The 26,936-nt window shown below is 66.9% G+C and carries 19 protein-coding genes; 9 read left to right on the forward strand and 10 right to left on the reverse strand.

The genetic code is table 11. From position 1 onward, the window contains the following. The first annotated feature begins 26 nt into the window (after window positions 1-26). A complete protein-coding gene (locus CCA01S_RS09740; protein WP_066457815.1) occupies window positions 27-632 on the forward strand; it encodes a recombinase family protein in 606 nt (201 codons plus the stop codon). A 100-nt stretch (window positions 633-732) separates the two neighbouring features. On the opposite strand, the gene CCA01S_RS09745 is transcribed toward CCA01S_RS09740, so the two are convergent. Beyond that, window positions 733-2,331, reverse strand: a complete 1,599-nt coding sequence (locus tag CCA01S_RS09745) for a methyl-accepting chemotaxis protein (RefSeq protein WP_066457597.1) — start codon at window positions 2,329-2,331, stop codon at window positions 733-735. Between the two features lie 553 nt (window positions 2,332-2,884). Between CCA01S_RS09745 and mgtA the strand changes: the two genes are divergently transcribed. Continuing rightward, window positions 2,885-5,650: a magnesium-translocating P-type ATPase gene (mgtA, locus tag CCA01S_RS09750; protein ID WP_066457600.1), complete on the forward strand. Its 2,766-nt coding sequence runs from the start codon at window positions 2,885-2,887 to the stop codon at window positions 5,648-5,650. A 63-nt stretch (window positions 5,651-5,713) separates the two neighbouring features. Here mgtA and CCA01S_RS09755 read toward each other — a convergent pair whose 3' ends face one another. The 7 genes from CCA01S_RS09755 to amaB form a co-directional block, all read right to left on the reverse strand. Further along, a complete protein-coding gene (locus CCA01S_RS09755; protein ID WP_066457604.1) occupies window positions 5,714-6,754 on the reverse strand; it encodes an ABC transporter ATP-binding protein in 1,041 nt (346 codons plus the stop codon). 1 nt (window position 6,755) lies between these two features. After that, the gene (locus CCA01S_RS09760; RefSeq protein WP_066457607.1) at window positions 6,756-8,270 is read right to left on the reverse strand and encodes an ABC transporter permease; all 1,515 of its coding nucleotides are present in this window, start codon (window positions 8,268-8,270) and stop codon (window positions 6,756-6,758) included. 35 nt (window positions 8,271-8,305) lie between these two features. Further along, window positions 8,306-9,337, reverse strand: a complete 1,032-nt coding sequence (locus tag CCA01S_RS09765) for an extracellular solute-binding protein (protein WP_066457609.1) — start codon at window positions 9,335-9,337, stop codon at window positions 8,306-8,308. Between the two features lie 60 nt (window positions 9,338-9,397). Next, the gene (locus CCA01S_RS09770) at window positions 9,398-10,498 is read right to left on the reverse strand and encodes an amino acid ABC transporter permease (protein WP_066457611.1); all 1,101 of its coding nucleotides are present in this window, start codon (window positions 10,496-10,498) and stop codon (window positions 9,398-9,400) included. A 7-nt stretch (window positions 10,499-10,505) separates the two neighbouring features. After that, the gene (locus CCA01S_RS09775) at window positions 10,506-11,699 is read right to left on the reverse strand and encodes an amino acid ABC transporter permease (RefSeq protein ID WP_084386662.1); all 1,194 of its coding nucleotides are present in this window, start codon (window positions 11,697-11,699) and stop codon (window positions 10,506-10,508) included. After that, on the reverse strand, window positions 11,680-12,705 hold the full coding sequence (locus CCA01S_RS09780; protein ID WP_066457622.1) for an amino acid ABC transporter substrate-binding protein: 1,026 nt from the start codon (window positions 12,703-12,705) through the stop codon (window positions 11,680-11,682). Before CCA01S_RS09780 ends, CCA01S_RS09775 begins: the two co-directional genes overlap by 20 nt. A 78-nt stretch (window positions 12,706-12,783) precedes the next feature. Beyond that, window positions 12,784-14,286 carry an L-piperidine-6-carboxylate dehydrogenase gene (gene amaB / locus CCA01S_RS09785; protein WP_066457628.1) on the reverse strand — a complete coding sequence of 501 codons (1,503 nt, stop codon included), beginning with the start codon at window positions 14,284-14,286 and terminating at the stop codon, window positions 12,784-12,786. 343 nt (window positions 14,287-14,629) lie between these two features. On the opposite strand from amaB, the gene CCA01S_RS09790 reads away from it, so the two are divergent. From CCA01S_RS09790 to CCA01S_RS09800, 3 genes are all read left to right on the forward strand, one after another. Beyond that, window positions 14,630-15,817: an NAD(P)/FAD-dependent oxidoreductase gene (locus tag CCA01S_RS09790; RefSeq protein ID WP_066457632.1), complete on the forward strand. Its 1,188-nt coding sequence runs from the start codon at window positions 14,630-14,632 to the stop codon at window positions 15,815-15,817. A gap of 69 nt (window positions 15,818-15,886) precedes the next feature. Further along, window positions 15,887-16,501, forward strand: coding sequence for a helix-turn-helix domain-containing protein (locus tag CCA01S_RS09795; protein WP_066457634.1), 615 nt, complete (start codon window positions 15,887-15,889; stop codon window positions 16,499-16,501). 89 nt (window positions 16,502-16,590) lie between these two features. Continuing rightward, window positions 16,591-18,267, forward strand: coding sequence for a thiamine pyrophosphate-binding protein (locus CCA01S_RS09800; RefSeq protein WP_066457635.1), 1,677 nt, complete (start codon window positions 16,591-16,593; stop codon window positions 18,265-18,267). A 51-nt stretch (window positions 18,268-18,318) separates the two neighbouring features. Here CCA01S_RS09800 and CCA01S_RS09805 read toward each other — a convergent pair whose 3' ends face one another. After that, window positions 18,319-19,227, reverse strand: a complete 909-nt coding sequence (locus CCA01S_RS09805; RefSeq protein ID WP_066457636.1) for a LysR family transcriptional regulator ArgP — start codon at window positions 19,225-19,227, stop codon at window positions 18,319-18,321. A gap of 178 nt (window positions 19,228-19,405) precedes the next feature. Here CCA01S_RS09805 and CCA01S_RS09810 point away from each other — a divergent pair, with 178 nt between their 5' ends. Continuing rightward, on the forward strand, window positions 19,406-20,053 hold the full coding sequence (locus CCA01S_RS09810) for a LysE/ArgO family amino acid transporter (protein ID WP_066457637.1): 648 nt from the start codon (window positions 19,406-19,408) through the stop codon (window positions 20,051-20,053). Window positions 20,054-20,101: 48 nt separating this feature from the next. Here CCA01S_RS09810 and CCA01S_RS16225 read toward each other — a convergent pair whose 3' ends face one another. Next, a complete protein-coding gene (locus CCA01S_RS16225; protein ID WP_066457639.1) occupies window positions 20,102-22,156 on the reverse strand; it encodes a methyl-accepting chemotaxis protein in 2,055 nt (684 codons plus the stop codon). A 231-nt stretch (window positions 22,157-22,387) separates the two neighbouring features. Between CCA01S_RS16225 and CCA01S_RS09820 the strand changes: the two genes are divergently transcribed. From CCA01S_RS09820 to CCA01S_RS09830, 3 genes are all read left to right on the forward strand, one after another. Then, a complete protein-coding gene (locus tag CCA01S_RS09820) occupies window positions 22,388-23,542 on the forward strand; it encodes a mechanosensitive ion channel family protein (RefSeq protein WP_146030617.1) in 1,155 nt (384 codons plus the stop codon). A gap of 161 nt (window positions 23,543-23,703) precedes the next feature. Further along, a complete protein-coding gene (htpG, locus tag CCA01S_RS09825; RefSeq protein ID WP_066457817.1) occupies window positions 23,704-25,608 on the forward strand; it encodes a molecular chaperone HtpG in 1,905 nt (634 codons plus the stop codon). A 214-nt stretch (window positions 25,609-25,822) separates the two neighbouring features. Continuing rightward, window positions 25,823-26,935 carry an S-(hydroxymethyl)glutathione dehydrogenase/class III alcohol dehydrogenase gene (locus CCA01S_RS09830; RefSeq protein WP_066457645.1) on the forward strand — a complete coding sequence of 371 codons (1,113 nt, stop codon included), beginning with the start codon at window positions 25,823-25,825 and terminating at the stop codon, window positions 26,933-26,935. The last annotated feature ends 1 nt before the right edge of the window (window position 26,936 follow it).

Raw genomic sequence — 26,936 nt, forward strand, 5'->3', positions numbered from 1 at the left:
CCGTTTGCTGTACATTGCGCCCCATGATGACGGCAGGAACATCCGCAGGGCGGCGCCTCGGATATGCGCGGGTCTCGACGGACGGGCAGCACCTCGACCTGCAGATCGACGCATTTCTTCGGGCGGGCATAGCAAAAAGCGATACGTATACCGATGTGGCCAGCGGCAAGAGCGCCGCGCGCGAGCAGCTGAATGCCTGCTTTCGCGCCTTGCGCCAGGGAGACACGCTGGTGGTCTGGCGCCTCGACAGGCTGGGCCGCAGTCTGCCGGACCTGGTGCGCATCGTGGGCGACCTGGAGCAAAAAGGGGTCAGTTTCGAGAGCCTGACCGAAAAAATTGAAACCAGCAGTGCCTCGGGTCGGCTGATCTTCCACGTTTTCGCGGCCTTGGCCGAGTTCGAACGCAACCTCATCCGGGAGCGCACCCGGGCGGGCCTCGTGGCGGCGCGTGCGCGGGGGCGCCACGGGGGGCGGCGGCCCAAGCTCGATACGCGGCAGACGCAGGAAGTCCTGGCCATGGTCGAGGCGCGCGGCACCCCGGTCGCCCAGATCGCCGCGCGCTATCACGTGTCCAGGACGACGATCTATAACGTGGTGTCGCGTGCGCGGCGCGTGAAAGTCGGCACCTTGTGACGATCGGTGCCGTGGTGTCCTGCGGTAGAAACAGGTGCCACAGTGGGTGGGTGAAGCGGGCATGCTGGGCGGCCCCCCGCGAGAGGAGGCCGTCGAGGACTCAGGCCTGCGGCAGGGCCGGGGCGTCGTGGCGCAGCTGGAACACGCCCACGGCCTGGTTCAGGCCGTTCATTTGCGCATCGAGCGCCTTGGCCGATTCGCCTGCCTGCACGACCAGGGCGGCGTTTTGCTGCGTGACCTGGTCCATCTGCGTGATGGCGAGGTTGATCTGCTCGATGCCGGTGGCCTGCTCGCGGCTGGCCAAGGTGATTTCGCCCATGATGTCGGTGACGCGCTTGACGCTGCTGACGACCTCGGCCATGGTCTGCCCGGCGCCGTCGGCCAGGGTGGCCCCGGTGCGGATTTTCTGCACCGTGGTGTCGATGAGCCCGCGGATTTCCTGCGCGGCGGCCGCCGAACGCTGGGCGAGCGCGCGCACCTCGGAGGCCACCACGGCAAAGCCCTTGCCCTGCTCGCCCGCGCGGGCGGCCTCGACGGCGGCGTTCAGCGCGAGGATGTTGGTCTGGAAGGCGATGCTGTCGATAGTGCCGATGATGTCGGCCATCTGCTGGGTGGAGGCGTTGATGTCGTCCATGGTGTGCACCACCTGGTTGACCGTGTCGCCGCCTTTGGCGGCAACTTCGGACGCGGCGCTGGCCAGCGTGTTGGCCTGCTGCGCGTTGGTGGCGTTGTGCCCCACGGTGCTGGTGATCTGTTCCATGCTGGCGGCGGTTTCCTGCAGCGAGGCGGCCTGTTCTTCGGTGCGCGCGGAAAGGTCCAGGTTGCCGGTGACGATCTGGCCGACGGACTGGGCGATCCACTCGGTGCCTTGGCGCACCTGGGCCACGGCCTGGGCGATGCCGTCGCGCATGACGCGCATGGCGTGCAGCAGGCTGTGGGTGTCGCCCTCGCGCACGGGGATGTCCACGCTCAGGTCGCCTTGCGACATCTGATTGGCGATGGCGATGACTTCATCGGGTTCGCCGCCCAGCTGGCGCACCAGCCGACGCGACAGGGTCAGCCCCAGCGCCAGCAAAATGGCCGCCAGCACGAGGGCCGCCAGCACGAAGCGGATGGCCTGGTTCCAGAGCGTGGCGTTGACCGTGTCCAAGTAGACGCCCGAGCCCAGAATCCAGCCCCAGGGGGCGAATTCTTTCACGTAAGACACCTTGGGCACTGGCTGGGCGGCACCCTGCTTGGGCCAGAGGTAGAAGACGAAGCCGTCATGGCTGGGGCTGGCCTTGACGGTATCGACGAAGGCGACGAACAGCCGCAGACCGTTTGGGTCTTTGATGGCTGAGAGGTCTTGCCCGTTGAGCTTGGGCTGGATGGGATGCATCACCATGCGCGGCTGCATGTCGTTGATCCAGAAGTATTCCTGCCCGCTGTAGCGCATGCCGCGGATGGCGTCCATGGCCTGCTGTTTGGCCTGGTCTTCAGTCAGCGCCCCTTTTTTCACCTGGGCATCCAGATAGGTGATGACCCCGTAGGCGGTTTCTACCGCCTGGCGGGCGCCGTCCTGGCGTTCCTTGAGCAGCGCGTTGCGCTCCATCCAGAGGAAGGCGCCGGTGAGCAGGGCGATGCCGATGATGGCCACCAGCGTGAAAAGGGCGAATTTGAATGAGGTGGTGCGTGTTCGTGCCAGACGCGGGTGGGCCATGGTGTCATCCTCTCTTCTGTGTAACGAAGCATGCCGCGGGGCTGCCGGGTGTACCAAGCGAACCGCCGTCGGCTACCGCGCGTATCGGCTCAGTGTAGGTCGGGTATCGGGTATGCATATGCGCGAAATGAGGCCAAAAACCCGAGCAGAACGCTCGGATTCCGCTTGTGGCGGCCTGATTTTCGACATTAAAATGACGCGTCTTCAATTTTGCGGAGTGCCTTCCTGTGGAAAGTGCCAGTTGTCGATCTACGATCGATGCGCCACAGGCTTAGGTAGCTTGCAAGTCTTCGGCTTGCGGCTATCCCTGTCTTGTGGCAGATAGCTGCGGGTTCGTCCCGATGCCGTGCGTCCGCACGGCATCCCTCATCCCGACACGATCGTGATTGTCGCCGCCCGACGCGGCGGCCCGTTTGCGCCTGGTCAACGACTCGTCGCGCCGGGCCGCCGCGCGGCCGACTCTTTTGCGGGAACTTCACCATGACTTTGAACCCTCGGCCTCGTTAGCCGCTCTTCTGTTTGTTTCAGGGGAGTGGCGATCCGGAGAACAAGAATGCGTTTCACGATCCTGAAAGAACTTTTCGCGGGCTTTTTGCGCGCCCGCCACATGACCCGCCATTTCCGTCGGCGGTTTCTGCCGACTGCCGAGATCGGCGCCGTGGCCAGCCACGAAGTGCCCCCGGTGCTGGCGCAAGCCTTGCGGGCCGCCGCCCTGATGGCGCCCGACGCGCTGCTGCGCCGCCTGGACAGCCGCCCCGATGGCCTGAGCGATGCGCAGGCAGCCCAGCTGCGCGAATCCGTCGGTTTCAACGAAGTGGAGCAGGAAAAGCCCCTGCCCTGGTGGACGCACCTGTGGCATTGCTATCGCACGCCCTTCAACCTGCTGCTGACCCTCCTGGCCGTCGTGTCGTGGCTCACGCAGGACGCGGAGGCGGTCGTCGTCATCGGCACCATGGTGGTGCTGTCCACCTTGCTGCGTTTCTGGCAGGAGGTGCGCTCCAACCGCGAGGCGGACGCCATCAAATCGCTGGTCAGCAATACGGCCACGGTGTTGCGACCCCTGGGCGACGCCGACGTGACGGGGGCGGATGGCCAACCGCGAGGCGTGCAGCTGGACGATGGCCTGGGCCGCCGCTGCGAGGTCGAAGTGCGCCTGCTGGTGCCGGGCGACGTCGTCGTGCTGGCGGCGGGCGACATGATCCCGGCGGATTGCCGCATCCTGGCGGCCAAAGACCTGTTCGTCGCGCAGGCCGCCATGACGGGCGAGTCGCTGCCCGTGGAAAAATTCGCCGTCCAGCGCGACGACGCGGTGCGCAACCCGCTCGAACTCGACAACGTCGTCTTCATGGGCACCAACGTCGTCTCGGGCGCGGCCCGCGTCGTCGTGGTCAACACCGGCGAGCGTTCTTACTTCGGGGCGCTGGCCGGGCGGGTGCTGGCCACGGACCGCGCGCCCACGCCGTTTCAGATGGGGGTCAATCGCACGAGCTGGTTGCTCATCCGCTTCATGCTGGTGATGGCGCCCCTGGTGCTGTTCATCAATGGCTTCACCAAGGGCGACTGGGGCGAGGCGCTGCTGTTCGCCGTGTCGGTGGCGGTCGGGCTCACGCCCGAGATGCTGCCCATGATCGCCACCTCCACCCTGGCCAAGGGGGCGGTGGCGCTGGCCCGGCGCAAGGTGGTGGTCAAGCGGCTGGACGCCATCCAGAACTTCGGTGCCATGGACGTGCTGTGTACGGACAAGACGGGCACGCTCACGCAAGACCGCATTTTCCTCGAACGCCACGTGGATGCCTGGGGGGAGCCGTCCGACGCGGTGCTGGAACTGGCCTGGCTCAACAGCCGGCATCAGACGGGCCTGAAGAACCTGCTGGACGTGGCCGTGCTCGAGCGCGCCGGGGTGGACGGCCCGTCGGGGGCCGCAGGCCGCTATCGCAAAGTGGACGAAATGCCGTTCGATTTCGTCCGGCGGCGCATGTCGGTGGTGGTGTCCGGGCCGGATGGCGGGCATCGCCTGATCACCAAGGGGGCGGTCGAAGAAGTGCTGCGGGTATGTACACGGGTCATGCACGATGGCCGCGAAGTGCCGCTGACGCCCGCGCTGCTGGAGCGCATCCGGGCCGTGGCCAGCAGTCTCAATGAAGAAGGCCTGCGCGTGGTGGCCGTGGCCTCGGGTCGGCCGCAGCCCGCGCGGCAGGCGTACAGTGTGGCCGACGAGCAGGGCCTGGTGCTGGCCGGCACCATTGCCTTTCTCGACCCTCCCAAAGAATCCACCCACGAGGCGCTGGCCGCCCTGGCGGCGCATGGCGTGGCCGTCAAGGTGCTCACGGGCGACAACGAGCGCATCACGGCCAAAGTGTGCCGCGAGGTGGGCCTGCAGCCGCGCCAGGTGCTGCTGGGCGGCGACCTCGAACTCATGGACGACGCAGCGCTGTCGCGCGCCGTGGAAACCACGGACGTCTTTGCCCGCCTGACGCCCACGCACAAGGCGCGCATCGTGCGCCTGCTCAAGGCTAACGGCCACGTGGTGGGGTTTCTGGGCGACGGCATCAACGATGCGTCGGCCCTGCGCACCGCCGACATTGGCATCTCGGTCGATTCGGCGGTAGACATCGCCCGCGAGGCTGCCGACATCATCCTGCTGGAAAAAAGCCTGATGGTGCTGGAAGCGGGGGTCGTCGAGGGACGGCGCACTTTCGTCAACATGCTCAAGTACATCAAGATGACGGCCAGCTCCAACTTCGGCAACGTGTTCTCGGTGCTGGTGGCCAGCGCCTTCATTCCGTTTCTGCCCATGCTGCCCATTCACCTGCTGGTACTCAATCTGCTCTACGACATCTCGCAGACGGCGATTCCGTTCGACACCGTGGATGAGGCGCAGCTGCTGCGGCCGCAGCGCTGGGTGCCGGGGGAAATCGGCCGCTTCATGCTTTTTTTCGGGCCCATCAGCTCGATCTTCGATCTGGTGACGTTCGCCATGATGTGGTTCGTCTTCGGCGCGCACTCCGCCGCGCAGCAGACGCTGTTCCAGTCGGGCTGGTTCGTGGTCAGCCTGCTGACGCAGACGCTCATCGTGCACATGATCCGCACGGCCAAGGTGCCCTTCGTGCAAAGCCGGGCCGCTTGGCCGCTGCTGTTCATGACGGTGCTGATCATGGCCGCGGGGCTGTTCTTGCCCATGGGGCCGCTGGCATCAGCCTTCAGCCTGCAGGCCTTGCCGCCGCTGTACTTCGCGCTGCTGCCGTTCATCCTGCTGGCCTACATGGGGCTGACGCAATGGATGAAGGGGGTGTACTGCCGCCGCTGGGGCTGGCAATGAGATAAAGCCCACGCCTGGGGCGGCTGCCGTCGTGGCGTAGCCCGGCGCGGCGCGGGCTGTAGCCTAGGTCGCCTTTTCGTCGAAGGCCATGCAGGCGCCCTGTACCCGCAGGTAGCCGCTGGCCCCCAGGGCCGGCGCTGACAGTGACGGCACGCGCAAGTCCAGGCACAGTTCGGCCAGATCGACGCCGATCAGGGTGTGGTCGCCGCGAAACGAGCGGTAGCCCACGGTGGCCGGGATGCCAGGGCCCTGGGCCGACCACAGCACCTGTTCGGGGCGGATCAGGATGCTGGCGTTGCCGTCGGGGCGCGGGCTTTCGGGGTGCAGCGCGATAGCGCCCAGGGCGCAGGTGGCGGTCTGGCCGTCGGTCAGTGCGCCCGGCAGGCACAGCGTGGCGCCCGTCAGCCGGGCGGCGGCCGGGCTGGCCGGTTTCCAGTACACCGCTTCGGGGCGGGCGCACTGCATGATGCGTCCGGACTGCATCACGGCCAGCTGATCCGACACGGCGAAGGCCTCGCCTGGGTCGTGGGTCACCAGCACCGTGGTCGTGCCCGTCTGGCGCAGCACGCGCACCACTTCTTCGCACATGCTGCGGCGCAGGTCGAGATCCAGGGCGTTGAAGGGTTCGTCCAGCAAGACCAGCGACGGCCCCGGCGCCAGGGCGCGGGCCAGGGCGACGCGCTGTTGCTGCCCGCCCGAGAGTTCGTGCGGATACCGCTTGCCCAGGCCCGCCAGCCCGGTGAGGGCCAGCACTTTTTCCACCCGCTGGCGCCGCCCGTCCTGGCGCGGCAGGCCGAAGCGGATGTTGCCTTCGACCGTGAGGTGCGGAAACAGCGTGCCTTCCTGGGGTACGTAGCCGATGCCGCGCCGCTCGGGCGGCACGAACACCGTGGGGGATGCCACGATGCGCTCGCCAAAGGCGATCTGGCCTTCGTCCAGCGGGTCGAAACCGGCGATCAGACGCAGCAAGGTGGTCTTGCCGCAGCCCGAAGGCCCCAGCAGGGCCAGCACCGACCCCTGGGGGATGGCCAGGTCGATGCCGCGCAGCACTTCGGTGGGGCCGAAGCGCTTGCGGATCTGGCTGAGGATCATGGAGGTGCTCATCTCATTGATGTCCGTGGTGCAGCATGCGGCGGGTGAAGACCCAGACCGGCAAAATGGAAACGACCACCAGCAAGGCGGCAAAAGGGGCGGCGGCGCCATATTCGGCATCGGCGGTGTATGTCCAGACCTCGGTCGCCAGGGTGACGGTGCCGGTGGGGGCGAGCATCAGCGTGGCCGTCAGCTCGCGCACGATCTCCAGCATCATGAGGGCCAGCGCCGCGCCGATGCCCGGCGTGATGTTGGGCAGGATCACGGTCAGGAAGACGTGGAACGGACGGCGTCCCAGGCTGCGGGCGATGGCCTCGATCTGCGGCGGCACGAGTTCGATCGAGGCGCGCAGCGACGATTGGGCCAGCGGCAGGAACAGGATGGCGTAGGCGATGAGCAGCACGCTCGCGCCCTGGTAGAGCGCGGGCACCAGACGGATCGACAGAAACACCAGGGCCAGGGCCACGACCACGCCGGGCAGCCCGTGCACGATGTAAGGCAGGCGCTCGGCGAATTGCGCGAGGCGGCCCCGGTGGCGCGCGGCCAGCAGCACCAGCGGGATGGCGAGCACGCTGGTGAGCAGGGCGCCCGAGCCCGCCAGCGTGAGCGTGCCTTCAATGGCCGGGAGAATCTGGTCGTAGCCACGCCCGGTGGAATGCCCGTGCGCAAGCCAATAGCCCAGTGTGGCCAGCGGCACGCCCAGGGAAACGCAGCCCAGCAGGCCGAAGACGGCCAACACGGGCCAGGTGGCCCGGCCCAGCGCCACGGGGCGGGCCTGACGCGTGGCGCCGCGCCCCACCCGGGCCACCTGGCGGCCCGCGCGCAGGCGCATTTCGGCCCAGGCTGCCGGGATACACAGCAACATCAGCACGATGGACTGCATGGCCGCCGAGGCGCTGTCGAACTGCAGCTCGTACGATTCGAAGATGGCGGTGGTGAAAGTCTGCACGCGCAACAGCGCCAGAGCGCCGAATTCGGCGAACATATGGGTCAGCACCAGCAGCGCGCCGCCGCCCAGGGCGGGCAGCAGCTGCGGCATCAGGGCGTGCGTGAAAGCGTGCCAGGGGCCGTGGCCCAAAGAGCGGCAGACGTCTTCCAGCCCTGGGTCGGTGCTGCGCAGGGCGGCGGCCACGGGCAGATAGACCAGGGGGTAGGACGACAGGGCCAGAATGAAGATGGCGCCGCCCAGGTTCTGAAAGACGACGTCGATGGATGACCAGGCGTAACTAGAGACAAAGGCGGGCACGGCCAGCGGCAGGCCGGCGGCCACGCGCCACCAGCGCCGGCCCGGCAGGTCGCTGCGTTCGACGCACCAGGCCACGCCCAGGCCGATCAGCGAGGCCAGGATCATCACCCCCAGCGCCAGGGTGACGGTATTGCTGAGCAGTTCGAAGGTGCGCGCGCGAAACAGTTCTGCCGCGGCGCCCGCAAGGCCCGTCTGGACGGTGCGCAGGGCAATGTAGACCAGCGGCAGGCAGACCAGCCCGACGGGAACGAGCGCCGCGACGCTCATCCAGGTCGGCGGCATGGCGGGCCGACGGCCCGCCAGCAAACCAGGCCGTATCACGCCAGGCCGGCCTCGCGGCGCAGGGCGATGGCGTCAGCCGCGTCGCCGAGGTCGGCGGGGCTGACGGCGGGCGGCATCAGCTGGTCGAAGGGCTTGAGGTCGAAGGGTGATTTCACGCCCGCGCGCAGGGGGTATTCGGCCACGGTATCGACCACGGCTTCCTGCCCGGCCTGGCTGACCATGAAGGCCAGCAGCTTCTGGGCCGCGTCGGGGTTGCGCGCCGTCTTCAGCACGCCCGCCGCCGACACCGTGATCAGGCATCCCGGATCTTTGGGGGCGGAATAGTGCAGGCCGGCTTTCATTTTGTCGGTGCCCACTTCGTTGGCGACGATGTACCAGTAGTAGTTGTTGACCAGCGCCGTGGCGATCTCGCCGCGCTCGACGGCGCGCATGGCGGCCATGTTGCCGTTGTAGATGCGCCCGAATTCTTTCAGGCCCTTGAGCCAGTTGAGCGCCGCGTCGCGCCCCTTGAGCAGCTTGATGGCGATGATCTGTTCTTGAAATGCCCCGCTGGTGGGCACGAAGCCCACGCGATCTTTCCAGGCCGCCGTGGCCATGTCCATGACCGACCCCGGCAGCTCGGACGCCTGGATCATGTCTTTGTTGTAGACCGTGACGCGGCTGCGGGCGGTCACCCCCGTCCAGGTCTTGTCGCGCGCGGTGTAGCCCGGGCGCACCTGGCTCAGCGTGCTCTCGGGCAGGGCGGCCAGCAGCTGCTTTTCGGCCAGGGCCGCGACCGGCGGGCTTTCTTCTGCGTAGAACACGTCAGCCGGCGAGCGGTTGCCTTCTTCGATGATCTGGTTGGCCAGCTGGGTGCTGCTGCCTTTGCGGATTTCGACCTGGATGCCCGTGGCCTTGGTGAAGGCGGCAACCAGCGCCGTCGTGGTCTTGGCGTGCTGGCCGTTGTACAGCACCAGGGTCTGGGTTTGCGCGGCGCGGGCGCTGCGCAGGGCGGGCGCGCCGAGCAGGGCGCCAGCGCCCAGCACGATCCCGCTGCGTAGAAAGGCTCGACGTGAGGAGGTCTTCATGGCTTGTGGACTCTCGAAAAAAGGTCGAGACGATTGTAAAGCAAATAAGAATGGTTATTCTTACGGGCGGCTGATGCGACGGTTGATGTGGCGCTCGACCCATTGGCTGTAGCGTGACATGCCGTAGCAGCAGACCAGGTAGATGGCACCGACGAAGAGATAGCCTTCGCGGAAGAAGGGCTTCCAGCTGGGGTCGCCCAACGCCAGCTTGAGCGCCCCGGTCAGGTCGTAGAGGCTGACCACCATCACGAGCGAGGTGTCCATGAAGGTGCTGATGAAGGTATTGACCATGGGGGCCACCACGATGCGCAGGGCCTGCGGCAGGATGATGCTGCCCGTGGCCTGCCAGTAGCCCAGGCCCAGCGCCGAGGCGGCGTGGTACTGCCCTTTGGGGATGGCCTGCAGGCCGCCGCGGATCGTCTCCGCCAGGTAGGCCGCCGTGAACAGCACGATGCCGATCTGGATGCGCAGCATGACGTCGATGTTGTATTCCGGCGGCAGGAACAGCGGAAACAGGAATGACGCCGTGAACAGCACCGTGATGAGCGGCACGCCGCGGATGATCTCGACGTAGAAGATGCAGAACGAGCGGATGATGGGCATGTTCGAGCGCCGCCCCAGCGCGATCAGGATGGCCAGCGGCAGCGCCAGGAAGATGCCCACCACCGTCAGCACCAGGGTGAGCGGAAACCCGCCCCACAGATTGGTTTCGACGCGGCTCATGCCCCAGAAGCCGCCCGTCATCAGCAGTACGAAGATCAGCAGCGCGGCCGCCCAGAGCCCCGCCAGCCAGGTTTTCCAGAAACGCCGGAAGCAGCTGATGAACAGCGCGCCGCCGAGGATCAGGGTGGCGACGAGCGGGCGCCATTGTTCGGCGTAGGGGTAGCGGCCAAAGAGGATCAGCCGCGCCTTTTCGGCGACGAAACCCCAGCAGGCGCCTTCGCCCTGGGCGGCGCGGCAGAGCTTGACGTCGGGCACGAAGACGGCATGGCCGAGCGCCCAGGCGTAGACGGGCGGGATGGCCGCCACCAGCAGGGCGCCGATGACCAGGGTGACGAGGCTGCTGATCCAGCTGGAAAACAGGTTGCGCCGCACCCAGGCGAGCAGCGGGCCGACGAAGGGCAGCGGCGGATTCAGCGGCGAGTGGGGCCGGGATGTCATGGTCGGCCTACCTTTCCACCAGCGCGACGCGGCGGTTGTACCAGTTCATGTAGAGGGCGATGACCAGGCTGATGAGCAGGTACACCAGCATGATGATGGAAATGCATTCCAGCGCCTGGCCGTTCTGGTTGATCGAGGTATTGGCGATCGAGACGATGTCGGGGTAGCCCACGGTCACGGCCAGCGACGAGTTCTTGGCTAGGTTGAGATACTGGCTGGTGATGGGCGGCACGATGACGCGCATGGCCTGCGGCAGGATGATCCAGCGCAGGCTTTGCGCCCGCGTGAGCCCCAGGGCCGCCCCGGCGTTGAGTTGCCCTTCGGATACGGCGAGGATGCCCGCGCGCACGATTTCGGCAATGTAGCTGGAGGTGTACAGGGTGAGGCCCGCCAGCAGCGCCAGGAATTCGGGCGTGAGCGAGATGCCGCCGCTGATGTTGAAGATCGAGATTTCGGGGACGTCGAATTGGTGGGGGGCGCCGCCCGCCAGCCAGCCGACCAGGGGCAGGCCCACGACGCACAGCAGCGCCGGCAGGCGGCGCGGGCGCCCGCCCGTGCGCGCCTGCCGCTTTTGCGCGCGGCGCAGCAGCCACCAGGCCCCCAGGCAGCCCAGCGGCAGGCCGACCAGGGCCGGAGCCCAGGCCATCGACCACACGGGCACCGGCATCTGCAGGCCGCTCTTGCTGAGGTACGTGTAGGGCAGCAGCGTCAAGGCGTCGTGCGCCGAGGGCAGCAGCTGCGTGATGACGAGGTAGAGCGCCAGCAGCTGGATGAGCAGCGGGACGTTGCGCAGGATTTCGACATAGACGTCGCACAGCTTGCGCAGCAGAAAATTATGCGACAGGCGGCCAATGCCCGCGAGTGTGCCCAGGATCGTGGCCAGCACGATGCCCAGCAGCGAGACGCGCAGGGTATTGCCCACGCCCACCAGGAATGCGCGCAGATAGGTGTCGCTGGCCACGTAGGGAAAGGCTGATTCGCCGATGTCGAAGCCCGCGGGCTGCAGCAGAAAGCCAAAGCCCGACTTCACCTGCATGGCCGCCAGGTTTTGTTCGGTGTTGGAAAACAGCACCCAGCCCAGGTACAGCAGGGCGAGGACGGCCACGATCTGGTAGACGAGGCTGCGGCGCCCCACGTGTGAGCCGCCTTGCGGGACGGCGGTGCGCTGCGTGCCTGGCGGCTTAGCGCACGGGAGGCGCATAGACCAGGCCGCCTTGCGTCCAGAGCTTGTTCACGCCGCGCGGCAGTTTCAGGGCCGAGTGCTCGCCCATGTTGCGGTCGAAGCTTTCGCCGTAGTTGCCCACCTGCTTGATGATGCGATAGGCCCAGTCTTTGTCCAGGCCCAGCAGCTTGCCCATGTCTTCGTCGGTGCCCAGCAAGCGCTGCACGTTGGGGTCTTTGCTTTCGGCCTTGACCTGATCGACGTTGGCCTGCGTGATGCCCATCTCTTCGGCGTTCTGCATGGCGAACAGCGCCCACTTCACGATGGCGAACCATTCGTCGTCGCCACGGCGCACCACCGGGCCCAGCGGCTCTTTGGAGATGACGTCGGGCAGGATGACGTAGTCGTCAGCCTTGGGGTTTTGCACGCGGATGCCGGCCAGTTCAGACATGTCGGTGGAGATGACCTGGCAGCGCCCGCCGAAGAAGGCGGTGTGCGCCCCTTCGGGCGAATCGAAGACCACCGGCTTGTAGGGGATGTGGTGCGCGCTGAAGTAGTCGGCCACGTTCTTTTCGGACGTGGTGCCCGACTGCAGGCAGATTTCGGCGTTTTTCAGTTCACTGGCGCTTTTCACGCCGAACTTCTTGGGCACCATGAAGCCTTGCCCGTCGTAGTAGTTGATGCCGGTGAAGACCACCCCCAGCGAGGCATCGCGCGTGAGCGACCAGGTGGTGTTGCGCGACAGCATGTCGATTTCGCCCGACTGCAGCGCGGTGAAGCGCTGCGGCGGGTTGAGCGGCACGAATTTCACCTTGGTGGCGTCTTTCAGCACGGCGGCGGCCACCGCGCGGCAGACGTCCACGTCCAGACCGCGCCATTCACCCTTGCTGTCGGTGCCGGAAAAACCGGGGGCCGACGTGTTGACGCCGCAGGCCAGCTGGTCGTGCGCGCGCACGGAGTCGAGCACTTTGCCTGCGTGCGCCGTGCCGCCGACGGCAAGCGTCAGGCCGGCCAGGGCAATGGCCAGGCGGGTGGGGGTCTTCATGGGGTTCTCCTCTGTGCCGGTGGGCGGTTTGTTGTGTGTTTTTGAAGGGCTTCATGCTGAGGCAGCGGCTCAGGCTTGTCAATCCTCGCCAAACCGGATGCCCTGGGCCAGCGGCAAGGCGTGAGAATAGTTGATGGTGTTGGTGGCGCGGCGCATATACGACTTCCAGGCATCCGAGCCCGATTCGCGGCCGCCACCGGTTTCTTTCTCGCCGCCGAAGGCCCCGCCGATTTCGGCCCCCGAGGTGCCGATGTTGACGTTGGCGATGCCGCAGTCCGATCCACCGGAGCTGAGAAACTGTTCGGCCTCGAGCAGGTTGGTGGTGAAGATGGCCGACGACAGGCCCTGCGGCACGGCATTGTGCATGTGCAGCGCCTCGTCGAACGTGCGGTAGCGCATCACGTACAGGATGGGGGCAAAGGTTTCCTGGCAGACCAGGTCGGTTTGTGCGGGCATTTCAACCAAGGCCGGGCGCACGTACCAGGCGTGCGGATAGCGCTCGGCCAGCGCGCGTTCGCCGCCCGTGACCTGGCCACCCTGCGCGCGGGCCGCGTCCAGCGCCGTCTGCATGGCCTCGAAGGCGCGCCGGTCGATGAGCGGCCCCACCAGGGTGTGCGCCTCGAGCGGGTTGCCCACCGTGGCGCTGGCGTAGGCGGCCTTCAGGCGCGCCATCAGGGTGTCGGCCACGTCTTCGTGCACGATGAGGCGCCGCGTGGTGGTGCAGCGCTGGCCGGCCGTGCCGATGGCGCCAAAGACGATGCCGCGCAGGGCCATGTCCAGGTTGGCCGAAGGCGCCACGACGATGGCGTTGTTGCCGCCCAGTTCGAGCAGGCAGCGGCCAAAGCGCTGGGCCACGCGCGGCCCCACCTGGCGGCCCATGCGGGTGGAACCCGTGGCCGAGACCAGCGCCACGCGCGGGTCGTCGATCAGGGCTTCGCCGACTTCGCGCGCGCCGATGACGATTTGCACCAGGTGTTCGGGGGCTTCGGTGTAGCGCGCCAGCGCCCGCTGGAACAGCGCTTCGCAGGCCAGGGCGCACAGCGGCGTTTTTTCGGAGGGCTTCCAGATGACGGGGTCGCCGCAGACCAGCGCCAGCGCCGTGTTCCACGACCACACGGCCACGGGGAAGTTGAAGGCGGAAATGACGGCCACGACGCCCAGCGGGTGCCAGGATTCCATCATGCGGTGGCCTGGGCGCTCAGACGCGATGGTCAGCCCGTGCAGCTGGCGCGACAGGCCCACGGCGAAGTCGCAGATGTCGATCATTTCTTGCACTTCGCCTTCGCCTTCGGCGGCGATCTTGCCGGCTTCGAGACTGACCAGGCGGCCCAGGGCCTGCTTGTGGGTGCGCAGTTCGTCGGCGAACAGGCGCACCAGTTCGCCGCGCCGCGGCCCGGGCACTTCGCGCCAGGCGAGAAACGCCGCCTGCGCCTGGGCGGCGATGCGGGCGACGTCTTGCGGACTGTGCGTGTGAAGATCGGCCAGGTGGCTGCCGTCGATGGGCGAGTGCACGGCCAGCGTGCCGCCTGTGAGCGTGTCTGACGAGAGGCCGAAAGAATGCAGCAGATCGTGCGTGTCCATGCGGTGTGCTCCGTGCAAGTGCGCTGCGCGCCCGGCGGGCAGCCGTGCGCGCGTGGGTCTTGGCCGCGCCCGGCCCCCAGCGTGCCGTGGGGGCGCAGCCCGGTATTCCGGTATTCGCGGCTGTGCGGTTCAGGATAGCACGCGGATTTCTGTCTGGAAAAAATTTTCTTTTAGGGAAAATGCTTAGAGCAATCAGAAAAAATTGGTTTGAAAATAAGGCATTGCCGAAAGGCGTGGTGTGCGCACCGCTCATCTGGCGGCGGGTCGGCTTGCCTTGACGGCAAGGGCGCCGCCGGGGCCTGGGCGAGGCGCGCCGCGCAGTACAGCCCAGGAGCCTCCTTCGATGTCGCAGACGCATTTCGACGTAGTGATTGCCGGTGGCGCCGCCGTTGGCAGCGCCACGGCCTATTTCCTGACGACCCACCCCGGTTTTCGCGGCACGGTGGCCGTCATCGAGCCCGATCCCAGCTATCAGCATTGCGCCACGGCGCTGTCGGCGGCGTCCATCCGGCACCAGTTTTCCACGGCGGAAAACATCCAGATGTCGCTCTTCGGCACGCGGTTCCTGCGCGGCTTTGCCCAGGCCTTGGCGGTGGACGGCGAGCAGCCCGACGCGGCCTTTCGCGAGGGCGGCTACCTGTTTCTGGCCACGCCGCGCGGCTGGCCGGTGCTGCAAGAAAACCAGGCCCTGCAACGCAGCCTGGGGGCCGATATCGCCTTGCTGGATAGCGCCGCGCTGCGGGCGCGTTATCCCTGGCTGGACGTGGCCGATCTGGCGGGCGGCGCCCTGGGCCTGAGCGGCGAGGGCTGGCTGGATGCCTACGGCATGCTGCAAGGGCTGCGGCGCAAAGCCATTGCCCAGGGCGCGGTGTATCTGCCGCGCCGGGTGGTGGGGCTCGGGCTTGCAGGGGGCCGGGTCGGCCAGGTGCGCCTGGACGACGGGCAGGTACTGTCCTGCGGGGCGCTGGTCAATGCGGCGGGCACGGGTGCCCCGGCGCTGGCGCGGCTGGCGGGCATCGAGCTGCCGGTGCAGACCCGCAAGCGCAGCGTCTTTTACGTGCAGTGCCCGCAGCCGCTGCCCGGCTGCCCCATGGTCATCGACCCCAGCGGCGCCTATTTTCGCCCCGAGGGGCAGGGCTTCATCATGGGGGTCGCGCCTTCGCCCGATCACGATCCCGAGTGCGCCGTCACCGATTTCGACGTGCAGCACGCCCTGTTCGACGAGGTGCTGTGGCCCACGCTCGCCCAGCGGGTGCCGGCCTTCGAGGCCCTGCGCTGCACGCGCAGCTGGGCCGGGCACTACGACTACAACCTCGTCGATCAGAACGTCATCCTCGGGCTGCATCCGGCGCTGGACAACCTGTATTTCGCCAATGGCTTCAGCGGACACGGCATGCAGCAGTCGCCCGCCGTGGGGCGCGCCTTGTCCGAACTGATCGTGTCCGGCGGCTTCCAGACGCTCGACCTTGGTCGTCTGGGGTGGGGCCGCATTCTCGAAGGCCGGCCGATCATCGAAAAGAATGTGGTTTAGCGGCCCGCAGCCGACGGGCGTGCGAGCCCGCGGCAGCGGCGCCGGGTGCGCGGGGGCAGCGAGCAGGCAATGACTATCACAGAAGACGACAAATTGAGTTCAACGCAGGTGCGCGAGCGCCAATCCGCCCTGGCCGGGCGCCTGAAGTCGCTGCGTTTGCAGCGCGGCTGGACGCAAGGCCAGGCGGGCGAGGCCAGCGGGGTGTCGGTCTCGGCGCTGTCCAAGATTGAAAACGGCCTGGTGTCGCCCACCTACGATGTGCTCTTGCGCCTGGCCCACGGCCTGGGCGTGGACATTGCCGAACTGTTCGTACCCGCCCAGGCGCACATGGGGGCCGGGCGGCGCAGCATCGAGCGCGCCGGGCAAGGGGAACTGCACGACACGCCACTCTACCGCCACCAGCTGCTGTGCTCGCAGCTGGCGCACAAGAGCATGATGCCGTTTCGCAGCGTCATCAAAGCCTTCAGTCTTGCGCCGGACGAGGGCTGGAGCCGCCACGACGGTGAAGAATTCGTCTACGTGCTGGCGGGCGCCATCGAGCTGCATACCGAGTACTACCAGCCCGTCACCTTGAGCGCGGGCGACTGTTTTTATATTGACAGCCGCATGCGGCATCGGGTCATCAACGCCGGTGCGCATGAGTCCGAGGTGCTGTGGCTGAGCACCACGCCGGTCGAAGCGTGAACAGGGCGGGCCGCGGGTTGGCGGGGTGAAGGTGATCTTGGACGCTGCCTGTCTGGCAGGGTCAGGCATGTTGCGAAAAGGAAAATGTGATGACGCTATCGTCTGCGGTACAGCCCCGGCTGGCGGGCCATGTGTTGGTCGATCAGTTGCGCGTGCACGGGGTTGGGCACGTTTTTTGCGTGCCCGGTGAAAGCTATCTGGCGGTGCTCGACGGGCTGTACGACGCGGGCATTGAAGTCACCGTGTGCCGCCAGGAGGGCGGGGCGGCCATGATGGCCGAGGCCCACGGCAAGCTCACGGGCCGCCCCGGCGTGTGTCTGGTGACGCGCGCACCGGGGGCTTCCAACGCCATGGCGGGGGTACATATTGCCTCGCAAGACTCTACGCCGCTGATTCTGCTGGTGGGCCAGATCGGCCGCGCCATGCGCGACCGGGGGGCGTTTCAAGAGATGGATTACCGCGCGGTCTTTGGCTCGCAGGTGAAATGGGCCGCCGAAATCGATCAGGCCGAGCGCATTCCCGAATACCTGTCGCGCGCTTTCCACGTGGCGGTGTCCGGGCGCCCCGGCCCCGTGGTGCTGGCGCTGCCCGAAGACATGCTCACCGAAATGGTCGCGGTGGCCGACGCCCGGCCCTACCAGGTGCTGGATACCGCGCCGCCCGCGGATCAGCTCACTGCGCTGGCCACGCTATTGTCCAAGGCCCAACGGCCTTTGGCGATTGTGGGCGGCAGCCGCTGGGATGCGCGGGCTGTCGATGATCTTGCGGCCTTTGCCCAGCGCCATGCCATCCCGGTGGCGGTGCAGTTTCGCCGCCAGATGCTGTGCCCGGTCGAACACCCCTGCTTCGCGGGCGACCTGGGCCTGGGGGCCGACCCGGCCTTGCTGGCCGCGATCCGCGCGTCCGACCTGATTCTGGCCGTGGGCGGGCGCCTGTCCGAGGTGCCCAGCCAGGGCTATACCCTGTTTGGCATCCCCGAAGCCGGGCAGACGTTCGCGCACGTGCACCCCGACCCCAGCGAGCTGAACCGCGTGTATCGGGCCGACGTGGCCCTGGCGTGCTCGCCCGGGGCCTGGCTGCGGGCCATGGCAGGGCTGCCCGCCACCGCCACGGCGGCGCGCCAGGCGCGCTGCCAGCAGCTGCACGCGGCGCGCGCCGCCTGGAGCGACCCCTTGCGCATCCACCACCCGGGCGCCTTGCAGATGGGCGCGGTGATGGCGTATCTCAACCAGGCCCTGCCCGATGACGCGATCCTCGCCAACGGCGCGGGCAATTACGCCACCTGGCTGCACCGGTTTTATCGCTTTCGCGGCTATGGCACGCAGCTGGCGCCCACCTCGGGCTCGATGGGCTATGGCCTGCCCGCCGCCGTGGCGGCCAAGCGGCTGTATCCGCAGCGTCCGGTGGTGTGTTTTGCCGGGGATGGTTGCTTCATGATGCATGGGCAAGAATTTGCCACGGCGGTGCAGTACCAGCTGCCCATCGTCGTCGTGCTCATCGACAATGGCATGTTTGGCACCATCCGCATGCACCAAGAGCGCCACTATCCGGGGCGGGTGTCGGCCACCGCGCTGCGCAATCCGGATTTTGCCGCCTATGCGCGCGCCTTTGGCGGCCATGGCGAGCGCGTCGAGACCACCGCCGAATTCCAGCCCGCCTTCGAGCGCGCCATGGCCAGCGGCCTGCCCGCCATCGTCCATTGCCTGATCGACCCCGAAACCATCACGCCCACCAAGACGCTCAGCCAGCTGCGCGCAGGACAGTAGCCACCGCGTGCCGCCTGACGCCCGCCCGCGCGGTGCCGAGGGAGCCTGTTTTCAGCCCGCCCGCGCCGGACGCACCAGCACCCGGGCGGCCTGGCGCACGGCCTGCGTGAGAACGTCCATGGTGCGCGCCCCCGTGCGCCAATGCTGCCAGTACAGCGGCAGGTCGTGCCAGGCGCGGGCGCGCAGCGGCACCAGATCGCCCGCGTCCAGGGCCGCGCGAATCATGGGCAGCGGGTTCATCGTCCAGCCCAGGCCAGCCAGGGTGGCCGTGACGAAGGCGTGCGCCGAGGGCAGCCACCAGGTGGGCGGTTGCCAGGGGCGCTCGTCGCCCAGAATCCGCCGCACGAACTGCGCCTGCATGTCGTCCTTGCGGTTGAAGATCAGCACCGGGGCCTGCGCCAGGGCGTCGGCGGTTACGCCGTGCGCAAAGTAGCGGGCGTGGAAGGCGGGTGAGCAGGTGGCCACGTAGCGCATGCGGCCCAGGGGGTGTACGCGGCAGCCCTGCACCGGGTCGCCCAGCGTCGTGACGGCGGCCAGCACGCTGCCGTTGCGCAGCAAAGAAGCCGTGTGATCCTGGTCTTCGGAAATCATGTCCAGCGTCGTGCGGCTGTTTTCTGCGTAGCGCGCCGCCGCCTGGATGAACCAGGTTTCCAGGCTGTCGTGGTTGACGGCGATACGCAGGCTGGGAGCGGGACGGTCGGCGTCGATGCCCAGATGATCGAGCGCTTCGTGTTCGAGCAAGGCGGCCTGCTCGGCCAGCCGTACCAGGACGCGGCCGTCCGCCGTGGCCTGTGCCGGGCTGGTGCGCAGCACCAGCAGTCGGCCCATGCGCGATTCGAGCGTCTTGATGCGCTGCGAGATGGCCGATGGGGTGACGTGCAGCGCCGCGGCGGCGCGCTCGAAGCTGCCCTCGCGCACGACGGCGGCCAGGGCGCGCAGATTGCCATGATCCAGTTGCATGCTTGTTCTCTGTTTTAATTAAGAATTGCTTAATATAATTTAATAAATTTAGCTGTATTTTATATTGCTGCACCTGCACAATGAAGGGCAGTCCGAATCAGCCGCGTCGCAAGCCGGTATGGCACCCGATTCGGCTGGCCATTCATTCGGATGGCCTTTCATTTTGCAGGAGCCCACGATGTTTGCCGCTGTCCCGTTTCTTTCCGCCTCGCCCCTGGTTGCCGCCTGGACGAGCGGCACCTTGACGGGCCTGGGCATGTTCGCCGCCGTGGGGGCGCAAAGCGCGTTCATCCTGCGCCAGGGCATTGCCCGCGCGCACCTGTTTTCCATCCTCTTCATCTGCGCCCTGATCGACGCCTGCTTCATCTTTGCCAGCGTCTCGGGTCTGCAGACGCTGACGGCCCGCCTGCCCGGGCTGGCGGGTTTCGTGCTGTGGTTCGGGGTCGTGTTCCTGTCCTGGTATGGTCTGCAGTCGGCCCACCGGGCCTGGCGTCCGGCGGCGGGGGCTCAGGCCGAGCAGGCCGCCTTGTCTTCGCGCCGCGCGGCCTTGCTGGGGGCCATTGGCTTCAGCCTGCTCAACCCCCATTTCTGGCTGGACATGATGGTGCTGGGCTCGATTGCCCACGGCTTTGCCGACGCGCGCTTTGGCTTTGCCGCCGGCGCGCTCACAGCCAGCGTGCTGTGGCTGATCGTTCTAGGCCTGGGGTCACGCCTGTTTGCACCGTTTTTTCGCGACCCGCGCGCCTGGCGCGTGCTGGATGGCGCCATTGCTCTGGTGATGTTCGTGCTGGCCTGGCGGCTGGCCGCGGGGGCCATCGCGCAGTAAGCGGCTTGGAGATGCGCCCGGTCGCAACCGCTGTGCGACCGAGGGGGCTCAGGCCAGCTGACGCAGCGCCCTTGGATGGGGGGCTTGCTGCCCAGGCGCATGTGCATAGGCCGCAGGCGGGTCATCCGGGCGGCCCTCGTCGCCTGTTTTGAACTGGGCCACGGTGGCCGCCAGGCTGTCGGCCTGCGCGCTCAGCGAGTCGGCGGCAGCGGCGGCTTCTTCGACCAGGGCCGCGTTTTGTTGCGTGACCTGATCCATCTGGCCCACCGCCAGGTTGATCTGGTCGATGCCCGTGGACTGCTCGTTGGACGCCGAGGCGATCTCGCTCATGATGCTGGTGACCCGATCGACGGCGGTCAGCACCTCTTGCATGAGTGTGCCGGTCTGGCCCGCCTGGCGCGTGCCCGACTGCACCTCTTGGGAAGCGGCTTCGATCAGTTGCTTGATCTCGCGGGCCGCTTCGGCGGAACGCTGCGCCAGCGCCCGCACCTCGCCCGCCACCACGGCGAAGCCCTTGCCCTGCTCGCCCGCGCGGGCGGCTTCGACGGCGGCATTGAGCGCCAGGATGTTGGTCTGGAAGGCAATGCCGTCGATGACGCCGATGATGTCGGTGATGCGCGTCGAACGCTCGGCGATGCGCTGCATGGTGGCGACCATGCCCTCCACGGCTTCTTCGCCCTGGTGCGCGGTGCGGGAAGCGCCGCTGGCCAGTTGATTGGCCTGGCGCGCGTTGTCGGCATTCTGGCGCACGGTGGACGACAGCTCTTCCATGCTGGCGGCGGTTTCCTGCAGCGAGGCGGCCTGTTCTTCGGTGCGGCTGGACAGGTCGGTGTTGCCCACGGCGATCTCGCGCGCGCCGGTGTGGATTTCACCCACGCTGGCATGCACTTGGCGAATCATGTGGCGCAGGGCGTCTTGCGTGCTGGCCAGGCTGTCGAGCAGCTGGTGCACCTCGTTGCGGCTGTGCGCCGGGCTGGGCGGGATGTCGTGGCTCAGGTCGCCCGCCCCCAGGCGCCGCAGGCCGGTGACCACGTCGTGCACCGGGGCCAGGGTGCGCCGTGCCAGCCAGAAGATCGCCAGCGCGATCAGCAACGTGCCCAGCAGCATGAAGCCCAGCTGCGTCCACATCTGCTGGTTGCTGGCGCCCAGGTAATCATCGACGTCGCCAAAGCCGTACATCAGCCAGCCCCAGTTGGGCACCGCCTGCCAGGCCATGAAGACCTTGGTTTGGTTGATCGTGGCCTGGGCCGTGCCGCTGGGGGCCGACTGAAAAGCCTGCTTCATGCGGGCGAAGTCGGCCGGCGGGTTGCCCGCGCTCACCAGATCGCCCGGCTTGCCGAAAGAGCCCGCCACCCGATACCAGTCCTGGCCGTCGGCCGTGGGGCGCAGCATGAAGAGCGAGCCGTATTCGGCCAGCTTGATGCTGGTGAGATCCTTGAGTACCGGCCCGATCTGGGCGCTGATGTCCAGGCGGTCGATGATGCCGCCGTACACCTGTCCCTGGGCGTTCTTGAGCGGGTTGACGGTGACCAGATGCCATTTGTCGTTGATCAGTTCGGGGATGTGGACGACCTTGTCTTCATCCAGCGCCCGGGCCAGGCGGCTGGCCGGGTCGAGCGTGGCGCCCACGGCGTGGGCGGGCTGATCCTGGTAGGCGCTGGCCAGCACGCGCCAGCCCGTGTCAGTGCGGGCGTACAGTTCGGCCGTCATGCCGGTGACGCTGCGCATGAGCGCCTGGTTGCCCCGCAGCGGCTTGCCGTCCAGCGTTTTGCCTTCGGTCGTGAAGACGGGCAGGCCGTTTTCACTTTGCCCGGTGGGCTTGGGCGTGCCGCCCAGATAGCGCGTGAGCACCGGGTAGAGGGATTCGCTGCGGTTGCGCGCCACGTCGAAGATGAGCTGCAGCGAGCGGTTGTAGTCTTCCAGCCCCATGCGGTTGGCGGCGCTGACGTTGGCGATGGCGGTTTGTCGGCTCTGCCAGGTGATGAACGCCGCCAGCAGGGCCATGACGAGCACCGTCATGGCCGTGGCCGCGATGAAGAGCTGGGTGCCCAACGTCAGGTGTGCCATGCGGCCTGTGGCAAGGCCTGTGCGTCGCTTGAGCATGATGGTGTGTCTCCAGACAGCAAAATCTTGTTGGAATCCAGAACGAAACGACCGACCTGGGCTCTATGAGCAAGCGTAACCTTACGGGGTCTGGCGCGATCGGGGAATGACGCGGAGGAAATACAGCTTATTTGTGCCTGGAAATGAGCCGTCGGCCATCCTTTACACTAAGTGGCCGAATTCCCTTGATTGGAGCCGATCGATTTGAATTTTCAAGCCATCTTGCAACAAATGATGTCTATTTATCAGCAATGGGAATCCGCCATCCTGGTTTTCGCCGCCGTGTTGGGGGCGCTCGTCACCGGCACGGTGCTGCGCATTTTGCTGGCCCGCGTGGCGGCCCGCCTGCATCCGGTGCGCCACGTGTGGGCGCATGGGCTGTTGTCGGGGGCGTCGCTGCCCGTGCAAACCCTGATCTGGGTGCTGGGCATCGCCCTGGCCGCCGAAATGCTCGTGCAGCGCGGCACGGTGCTGTCCAAAGACTCTTTGCTGGCACACGGGCTGGCCCCCACGCGCACAGTGCTGGTCATCCTGGTGGCAATGTGGTTCTTGCTGCGCGCCGTCAACCAGATTCAGTCCAACCTGCTGGGTCGGGCCCAGGCGCGCGGGCGTGAGCTCGACCCCACGGCGGCCGACGCCATCGGCAAGCTCACGAAGGCGTCCATCGTCATCACGGCCATCCTCATGGTGATGCAGGCGCTGGGCTTTTCGATTGCCGGGCTGCTGGCCTTCGGCGGCATGGGCGGCATCGCCGTCGGCTTTGCCGCGCAAAGCCTGGTCGCCAACCTGCTGGGCGGCCTCACCATCTTTGCCAGCCGCCCTTTCAAAGTGGGGGAATACATCATCATCCCGGGCACCGACCTCATGGGCGGCGTCGAACACATCGGCTGGCGCGCCACCCGCCTGATCGGCTTTGACTGCAAGCCGTTCTATGTGCCCAATGCCATGTTCAACACGCAGCCGGTCATCAACCACACGCGCATGACCAGCCGCCGCATCATGGAAGACATCCACCTGCGCTACGCCGACATCGACGCCGTGCCGGCCATTCTCGAAGCGGGGCGCGCGCTGCTCAATACGCACCCCGGCATCAAGCACGATTTCTTCGCCTTCAACTTCAGCAGCTGTGGCGGCTACTCGCTCAAGCTGTCGCTGTACGCCTTCACCGTCAGCACCGACTACAACGACTATATGAACGTGCAGGAAGACGTGCTGCTCAAGCTGGCTGACATCATCCGCCGCCAGGGGGCACGGATGACGGGGCCGGTGTCGTCGGTCGAGATGCCCCAGCTGCAAGTGCCGCCCTCGGGCGCCGCCCCGGCGGACGTGCCCGCGGGGCTGCTGACGCCACAGCCATTGCCGCCTGGCCTGCCGCCTATCGCCTGAGCCGACGGCCAAGTCCGGGTGTCGGCTGCGCGCTGCCAGCAGGCAGCCCTTGAAAACCCCGCCGTCGGCCCCCAGCTACCTGGATAGTTCGCCCTTGCGCCTGTGCCCAAGGCATGGCCGGGGCGCTTCACGATTCAATGAACCATTCATCCTTCGTCACCATGAGCCAAACCGATACGCAAGCCGCCGAAACCCTGGGTTTCCAGGCCGAAGTCAAGCAACTGCTGCAACTGATGATCCATTCCTTGTACAGCAACAAGGAAATCTTCCTGCGCGAACTGGTCTCCAACGCCTCCGATGCCTGCGACAAGCTGCGCTTCGAGGCCATCGACCATCCCGAACTGCTGGAAGGCGATGGTGACATGCGCATCCGCGTCGAGTTCGACAAGGCCGCGCGCACCATCACCATCAGCGACAACGGCGTGGGCCTGTCGCGCGACGAGGCGGTGGCCAACCTGGGCACCATCGCCCGCTCGGGCACGCGCGAGTTCTTCTCGCAGCTGACTGGCGACAAGCAAAAAGACGCCCAGCTCATTGGCCAATTCGGCGTGGGCTTTTATTCGTCCTTCATCGTGGCCGAGAAGGTCTCGGTGCAAAGCCGCCGCGCCGGGCTGCCCGTCAACGAAGGCGTCTTGTGGGAATCCGACGGCCAGGGCGAGTTTTCCGTGGCGGCCATCGAGCGCGCCGAGCGCGGCACGTCGGTCACGCTCACCCTGCGCGCCGACGAAGACGAATTCCTGTCGGGCTGGAAACTGCGCGAGGTGCTGCGCCGCTATTCCGACCACATTTCCCTGCCCATCCAGATGAAGAAGGAAGAGTGGGATGCGGAAAAATCCGAGCAGGTGACCAAGGACGAGTGGGAAACCGTCAACCAGGCCAATGCCCTGTGGGCGCGCTCGAAGGCCGACATCACCGACGAGCAGTACACCGAGTTCTACAAGCACATCGCGCACGACTTCGAAGACCCGCTGGCCTGGACGCACAACCGGGTGGAAGGCCGCAGCGAATACACCCAGCTGCTGTACGTGCCCAAGCGCGCACCCTTCGACCTCTGGGATCGCGACGCCCGCCGCGGCGTCAAGCTGTACGTCAAGCGCGTCTTCATCATGGACGATGCCGAGCAGCTGCTGCCCAGCTACCTGCGCTTCGTGCGCGGGGTGGTCGATTCGGCCGACCTGCCGCTCAACGTCTCGCGCGAAATCCTGCAGGAAAGCCGCGACGTGCGCGCGATCCGCGAAGGCTGCGCCAAGCGCATCCTGGGCCTGCTCGACGAGCTGGCGAGCGACAAGCCCGACGAATACAAAGAGTTCTGGACGCAGTTTGGCCAGGTGCTGAAAGAAGGCGTGGGCGAAGACCCGGCCAACAAGGATCGCATCGCCGCCCTGATGCGCTTCGCCACCACCCAGTCCGACAGCCCGGCGCAGACCGTGTCGTTTGCCGACTACGTCGGCCGCATGAAAGAGGGGCAGGACAAAATCTACTACCTGTCCGCCGATTCCTACCCCGCCGCCGCGCACAGCCCGCACCTCGAAGTCTTCCGTCGCAAGGGGCTTGAAGTGCTGCTGCTGTCCGACCGCGTGGACGAGTGGATGCTCTCGCACCTGCGCGAATTCGACGGCAAGTCGCTGGTGTCGGTGGCCAAGGGCGGGCTCGATCTCGACGCGCTGGCCGACGAGACTGAAAAGAAGCAGCAGGCCGAGGCCGCCGAAGCCTTCAAGCCCACCATCGAGCGCCTGAAGACGGCGCTGGGTGAGCGCGTGAAAGACGTGCGCGTCACCGCCCGCCTGGTCGATTCTCCCGCCTGCGTGGTGGTGGACGAAAACGAGCTCAGCCCGCACCTGCTGCGCATGCTCAAGGCCGCTGGTCAGGAGGCCCCGGACGTCAAGCCGATTCTTGAAGTCAACCCGCAGCACGCGCTGGTCAAACGCCTCGAAGCCCAGCCCGACGCCGCGTTTGGCGACTGGGCCGAGCTGCTGCTCGACCAGGCCATGCTGGCCGAAGGCGCCGCCCTGAAAGACCCGGCGGCGTTCGTCAAACGCATGAACGCGCTGCTGCTGGCGCAATAAGCGCCCAGGCCTGCCGCCAGGCAGGTGGCCGCGCCCGGCCCCGGGCCGGGGCCGCCACAAGCACTCCACGTGACGGAAACCCATCCGGCACCTGGGGTGCTTGTCATTTGTGTTCTCGAGGGCTTCTGTCCATAATCGCTGCTGATTACCCATCGATTACCCATGATGAGCGGTCATCCTGCCCGGATGATCTGCCTGTACACCTGGAGCTGCCATGAAATCCCGCGCCGCCGTCGCCTTCGAGGCTGGAAAACCCCTGCAGATCGTCGAGATCGACGTCGAGCCGCCGCGCAAGGGCGAAGTGCTCGTCAAGATCAGCCACACGGGCGTCTGCCATACCGATGCTTTCACCCTCAGTGGCGACGACCCCGAGGGCGTGTTCCCTGCAGTGCTGGGTCACGAGGGGGCGGGCGTGGTGGTCGAAGTGGGCGAGGGCGTCACCAGCGTGGCGCCCGGCGATCACGTCATCCCGCTCTACACCGCCGAGTGTGGCGAGTGCCTGTTCTGCAAGTCGGGCAAGACCAATCTGTGCGTGGCGGTGCGCGCCACGCAGGGCAAGGGCCTGATGCCCGACGGCACGACGCGCTTTTCCTATCAGGGCCAGCCCATCTATCACTACATGGGGTGCTCTACCTTCAGCGAATACACCGTGGTGGCTGAAGTATCGCTCGCCAAGATCGACCCCGCCGCCAACCCCGAGCAGGTCTGCCTGCTGGGCTGCGGCGTCACCACCGGCATCGGCGCCGTGCGCAACACCGCCAAGGTGCAGGCGGGCGACACGGTGGCCGTGTTCGGCCTGGGCGGCATCGGCCTGGCCGTGGTGCAGGGCGCGCGCCAGGCGGGCGCCGGGCGCATCATCGCCGTCGACACCAACCCCGACAAGTTCGCGCTCGCCAAGGTGTTTGGCGCCACCGACTGCGTCAACCCCAAGGATCACGCCGAGCCCATCCAGCAGGTGATCGTCGGCATGACCGGCTGGGGCGTGGATCACAGCTTCGAGTGCATCGGCAACGTCAACGTCATGCGTGCGGCGCTCGAATCCGCCCACCGTGGTTGGGGCCAGTCCATCATCATCGGCGTGGCCGGCGCGGGGCAGGAAATCTCCACCCGCCCCTTCCAGCTGGTGACGGGCCGCTCGTGGCGCGGCACCGCCTTTGGCGGGGTAAAGGGCCGCTCGCAGCTGCCCGGCATGGTGCAAGAAGCCATGCGCGGCGATATCGAACTCGCCCCGTTCGTCACCCACACCATGGGCCTGGAGGGCATCAACGAGGCGTTCGACCTGATGCACGAAGGCAAGTCGATCCGCTCGGTGATTCATTATGAATAAC

The sequence above is a fragment of the Castellaniella caeni NBRC 101664 genome (assembly GCF_001592225.1).
Taxonomy (GTDB): domain Bacteria; phylum Pseudomonadota; class Gammaproteobacteria; order Burkholderiales; family Burkholderiaceae_B; genus Castellaniella; species Castellaniella caeni.

What these genes read in the sequence shown, in the direction of transcription:
- CCA01S_RS09795 (WP_066457634.1), top strand. Translation starts at nt 15,887, where the DNA reads ATGACTATCACAGAAGACGACAAATTGAGTTCAACGCAGGTGCGCGAG.
- CCA01S_RS09775 (WP_084386662.1), bottom strand. Translation starts at nt 11,699, where the DNA reads ATGCGCCTCCCGTGCGCTAAGCCGCCAGGCACGCAGCGCACCGCCGTC.
- htpG (WP_066457817.1), top strand. Translation starts at nt 23,704, where the DNA reads ATGAGCCAAACCGATACGCAAGCCGCCGAAACCCTGGGTTTCCAGGCC.
- CCA01S_RS09780 (WP_066457622.1), bottom strand. Translation starts at nt 12,705, where the DNA reads ATGAAGACCCCCACCCGCCTGGCCATTGCCCTGGCCGGCCTGACGCTT.
- CCA01S_RS09745 (WP_066457597.1), bottom strand. Translation starts at nt 2,331, where the DNA reads ATGGCCCACCCGCGTCTGGCACGAACACGCACCACCTCATTCAAATTC.
- CCA01S_RS09810 (WP_066457637.1), top strand. Translation starts at nt 19,406, where the DNA reads ATGTTTGCCGCTGTCCCGTTTCTTTCCGCCTCGCCCCTGGTTGCCGCC.
- CCA01S_RS09820 (WP_146030617.1), top strand. Translation starts at nt 22,388, where the DNA reads ATGATGTCTATTTATCAGCAATGGGAATCCGCCATCCTGGTTTTCGCC.
- CCA01S_RS09740 (WP_066457815.1), top strand. Translation starts at nt 27, where the DNA reads ATGACGGCAGGAACATCCGCAGGGCGGCGCCTCGGATATGCGCGGGTC.
- CCA01S_RS09830 (WP_066457645.1), top strand. Translation starts at nt 25,823, where the DNA reads ATGAAATCCCGCGCCGCCGTCGCCTTCGAGGCTGGAAAACCCCTGCAG.
- CCA01S_RS09790 (WP_066457632.1), top strand. Translation starts at nt 14,630, where the DNA reads ATGTCGCAGACGCATTTCGACGTAGTGATTGCCGGTGGCGCCGCCGTT.
- CCA01S_RS09765 (WP_066457609.1), bottom strand. Translation starts at nt 9,337, where the DNA reads ATGAAGACCTCCTCACGTCGAGCCTTTCTACGCAGCGGGATCGTGCTG.
- amaB (WP_066457628.1), bottom strand. Translation starts at nt 14,286, where the DNA reads ATGGACACGCACGATCTGCTGCATTCTTTCGGCCTCTCGTCAGACACG.
- CCA01S_RS09805 (WP_066457636.1), bottom strand. Translation starts at nt 19,227, where the DNA reads ATGCAACTGGATCATGGCAATCTGCGCGCCCTGGCCGCCGTCGTGCGC.
- CCA01S_RS09755 (WP_066457604.1), bottom strand. Translation starts at nt 6,754, where the DNA reads ATGAGCACCTCCATGATCCTCAGCCAGATCCGCAAGCGCTTCGGCCCC.
- CCA01S_RS09800 (WP_066457635.1), top strand. Translation starts at nt 16,591, where the DNA reads ATGACGCTATCGTCTGCGGTACAGCCCCGGCTGGCGGGCCATGTGTTG.
- CCA01S_RS16225 (WP_066457639.1), bottom strand. Translation starts at nt 22,156, where the DNA reads ATGCTCAAGCGACGCACAGGCCTTGCCACAGGCCGCATGGCACACCTG.
- CCA01S_RS09760 (WP_066457607.1), bottom strand. Translation starts at nt 8,270, where the DNA reads ATGCCGCCGACCTGGATGAGCGTCGCGGCGCTCGTTCCCGTCGGGCTG.
- mgtA (WP_066457600.1), top strand. Translation starts at nt 2,885, where the DNA reads ATGCGTTTCACGATCCTGAAAGAACTTTTCGCGGGCTTTTTGCGCGCC.
- CCA01S_RS09770 (WP_066457611.1), bottom strand. Translation starts at nt 10,498, where the DNA reads ATGACATCCCGGCCCCACTCGCCGCTGAATCCGCCGCTGCCCTTCGTC.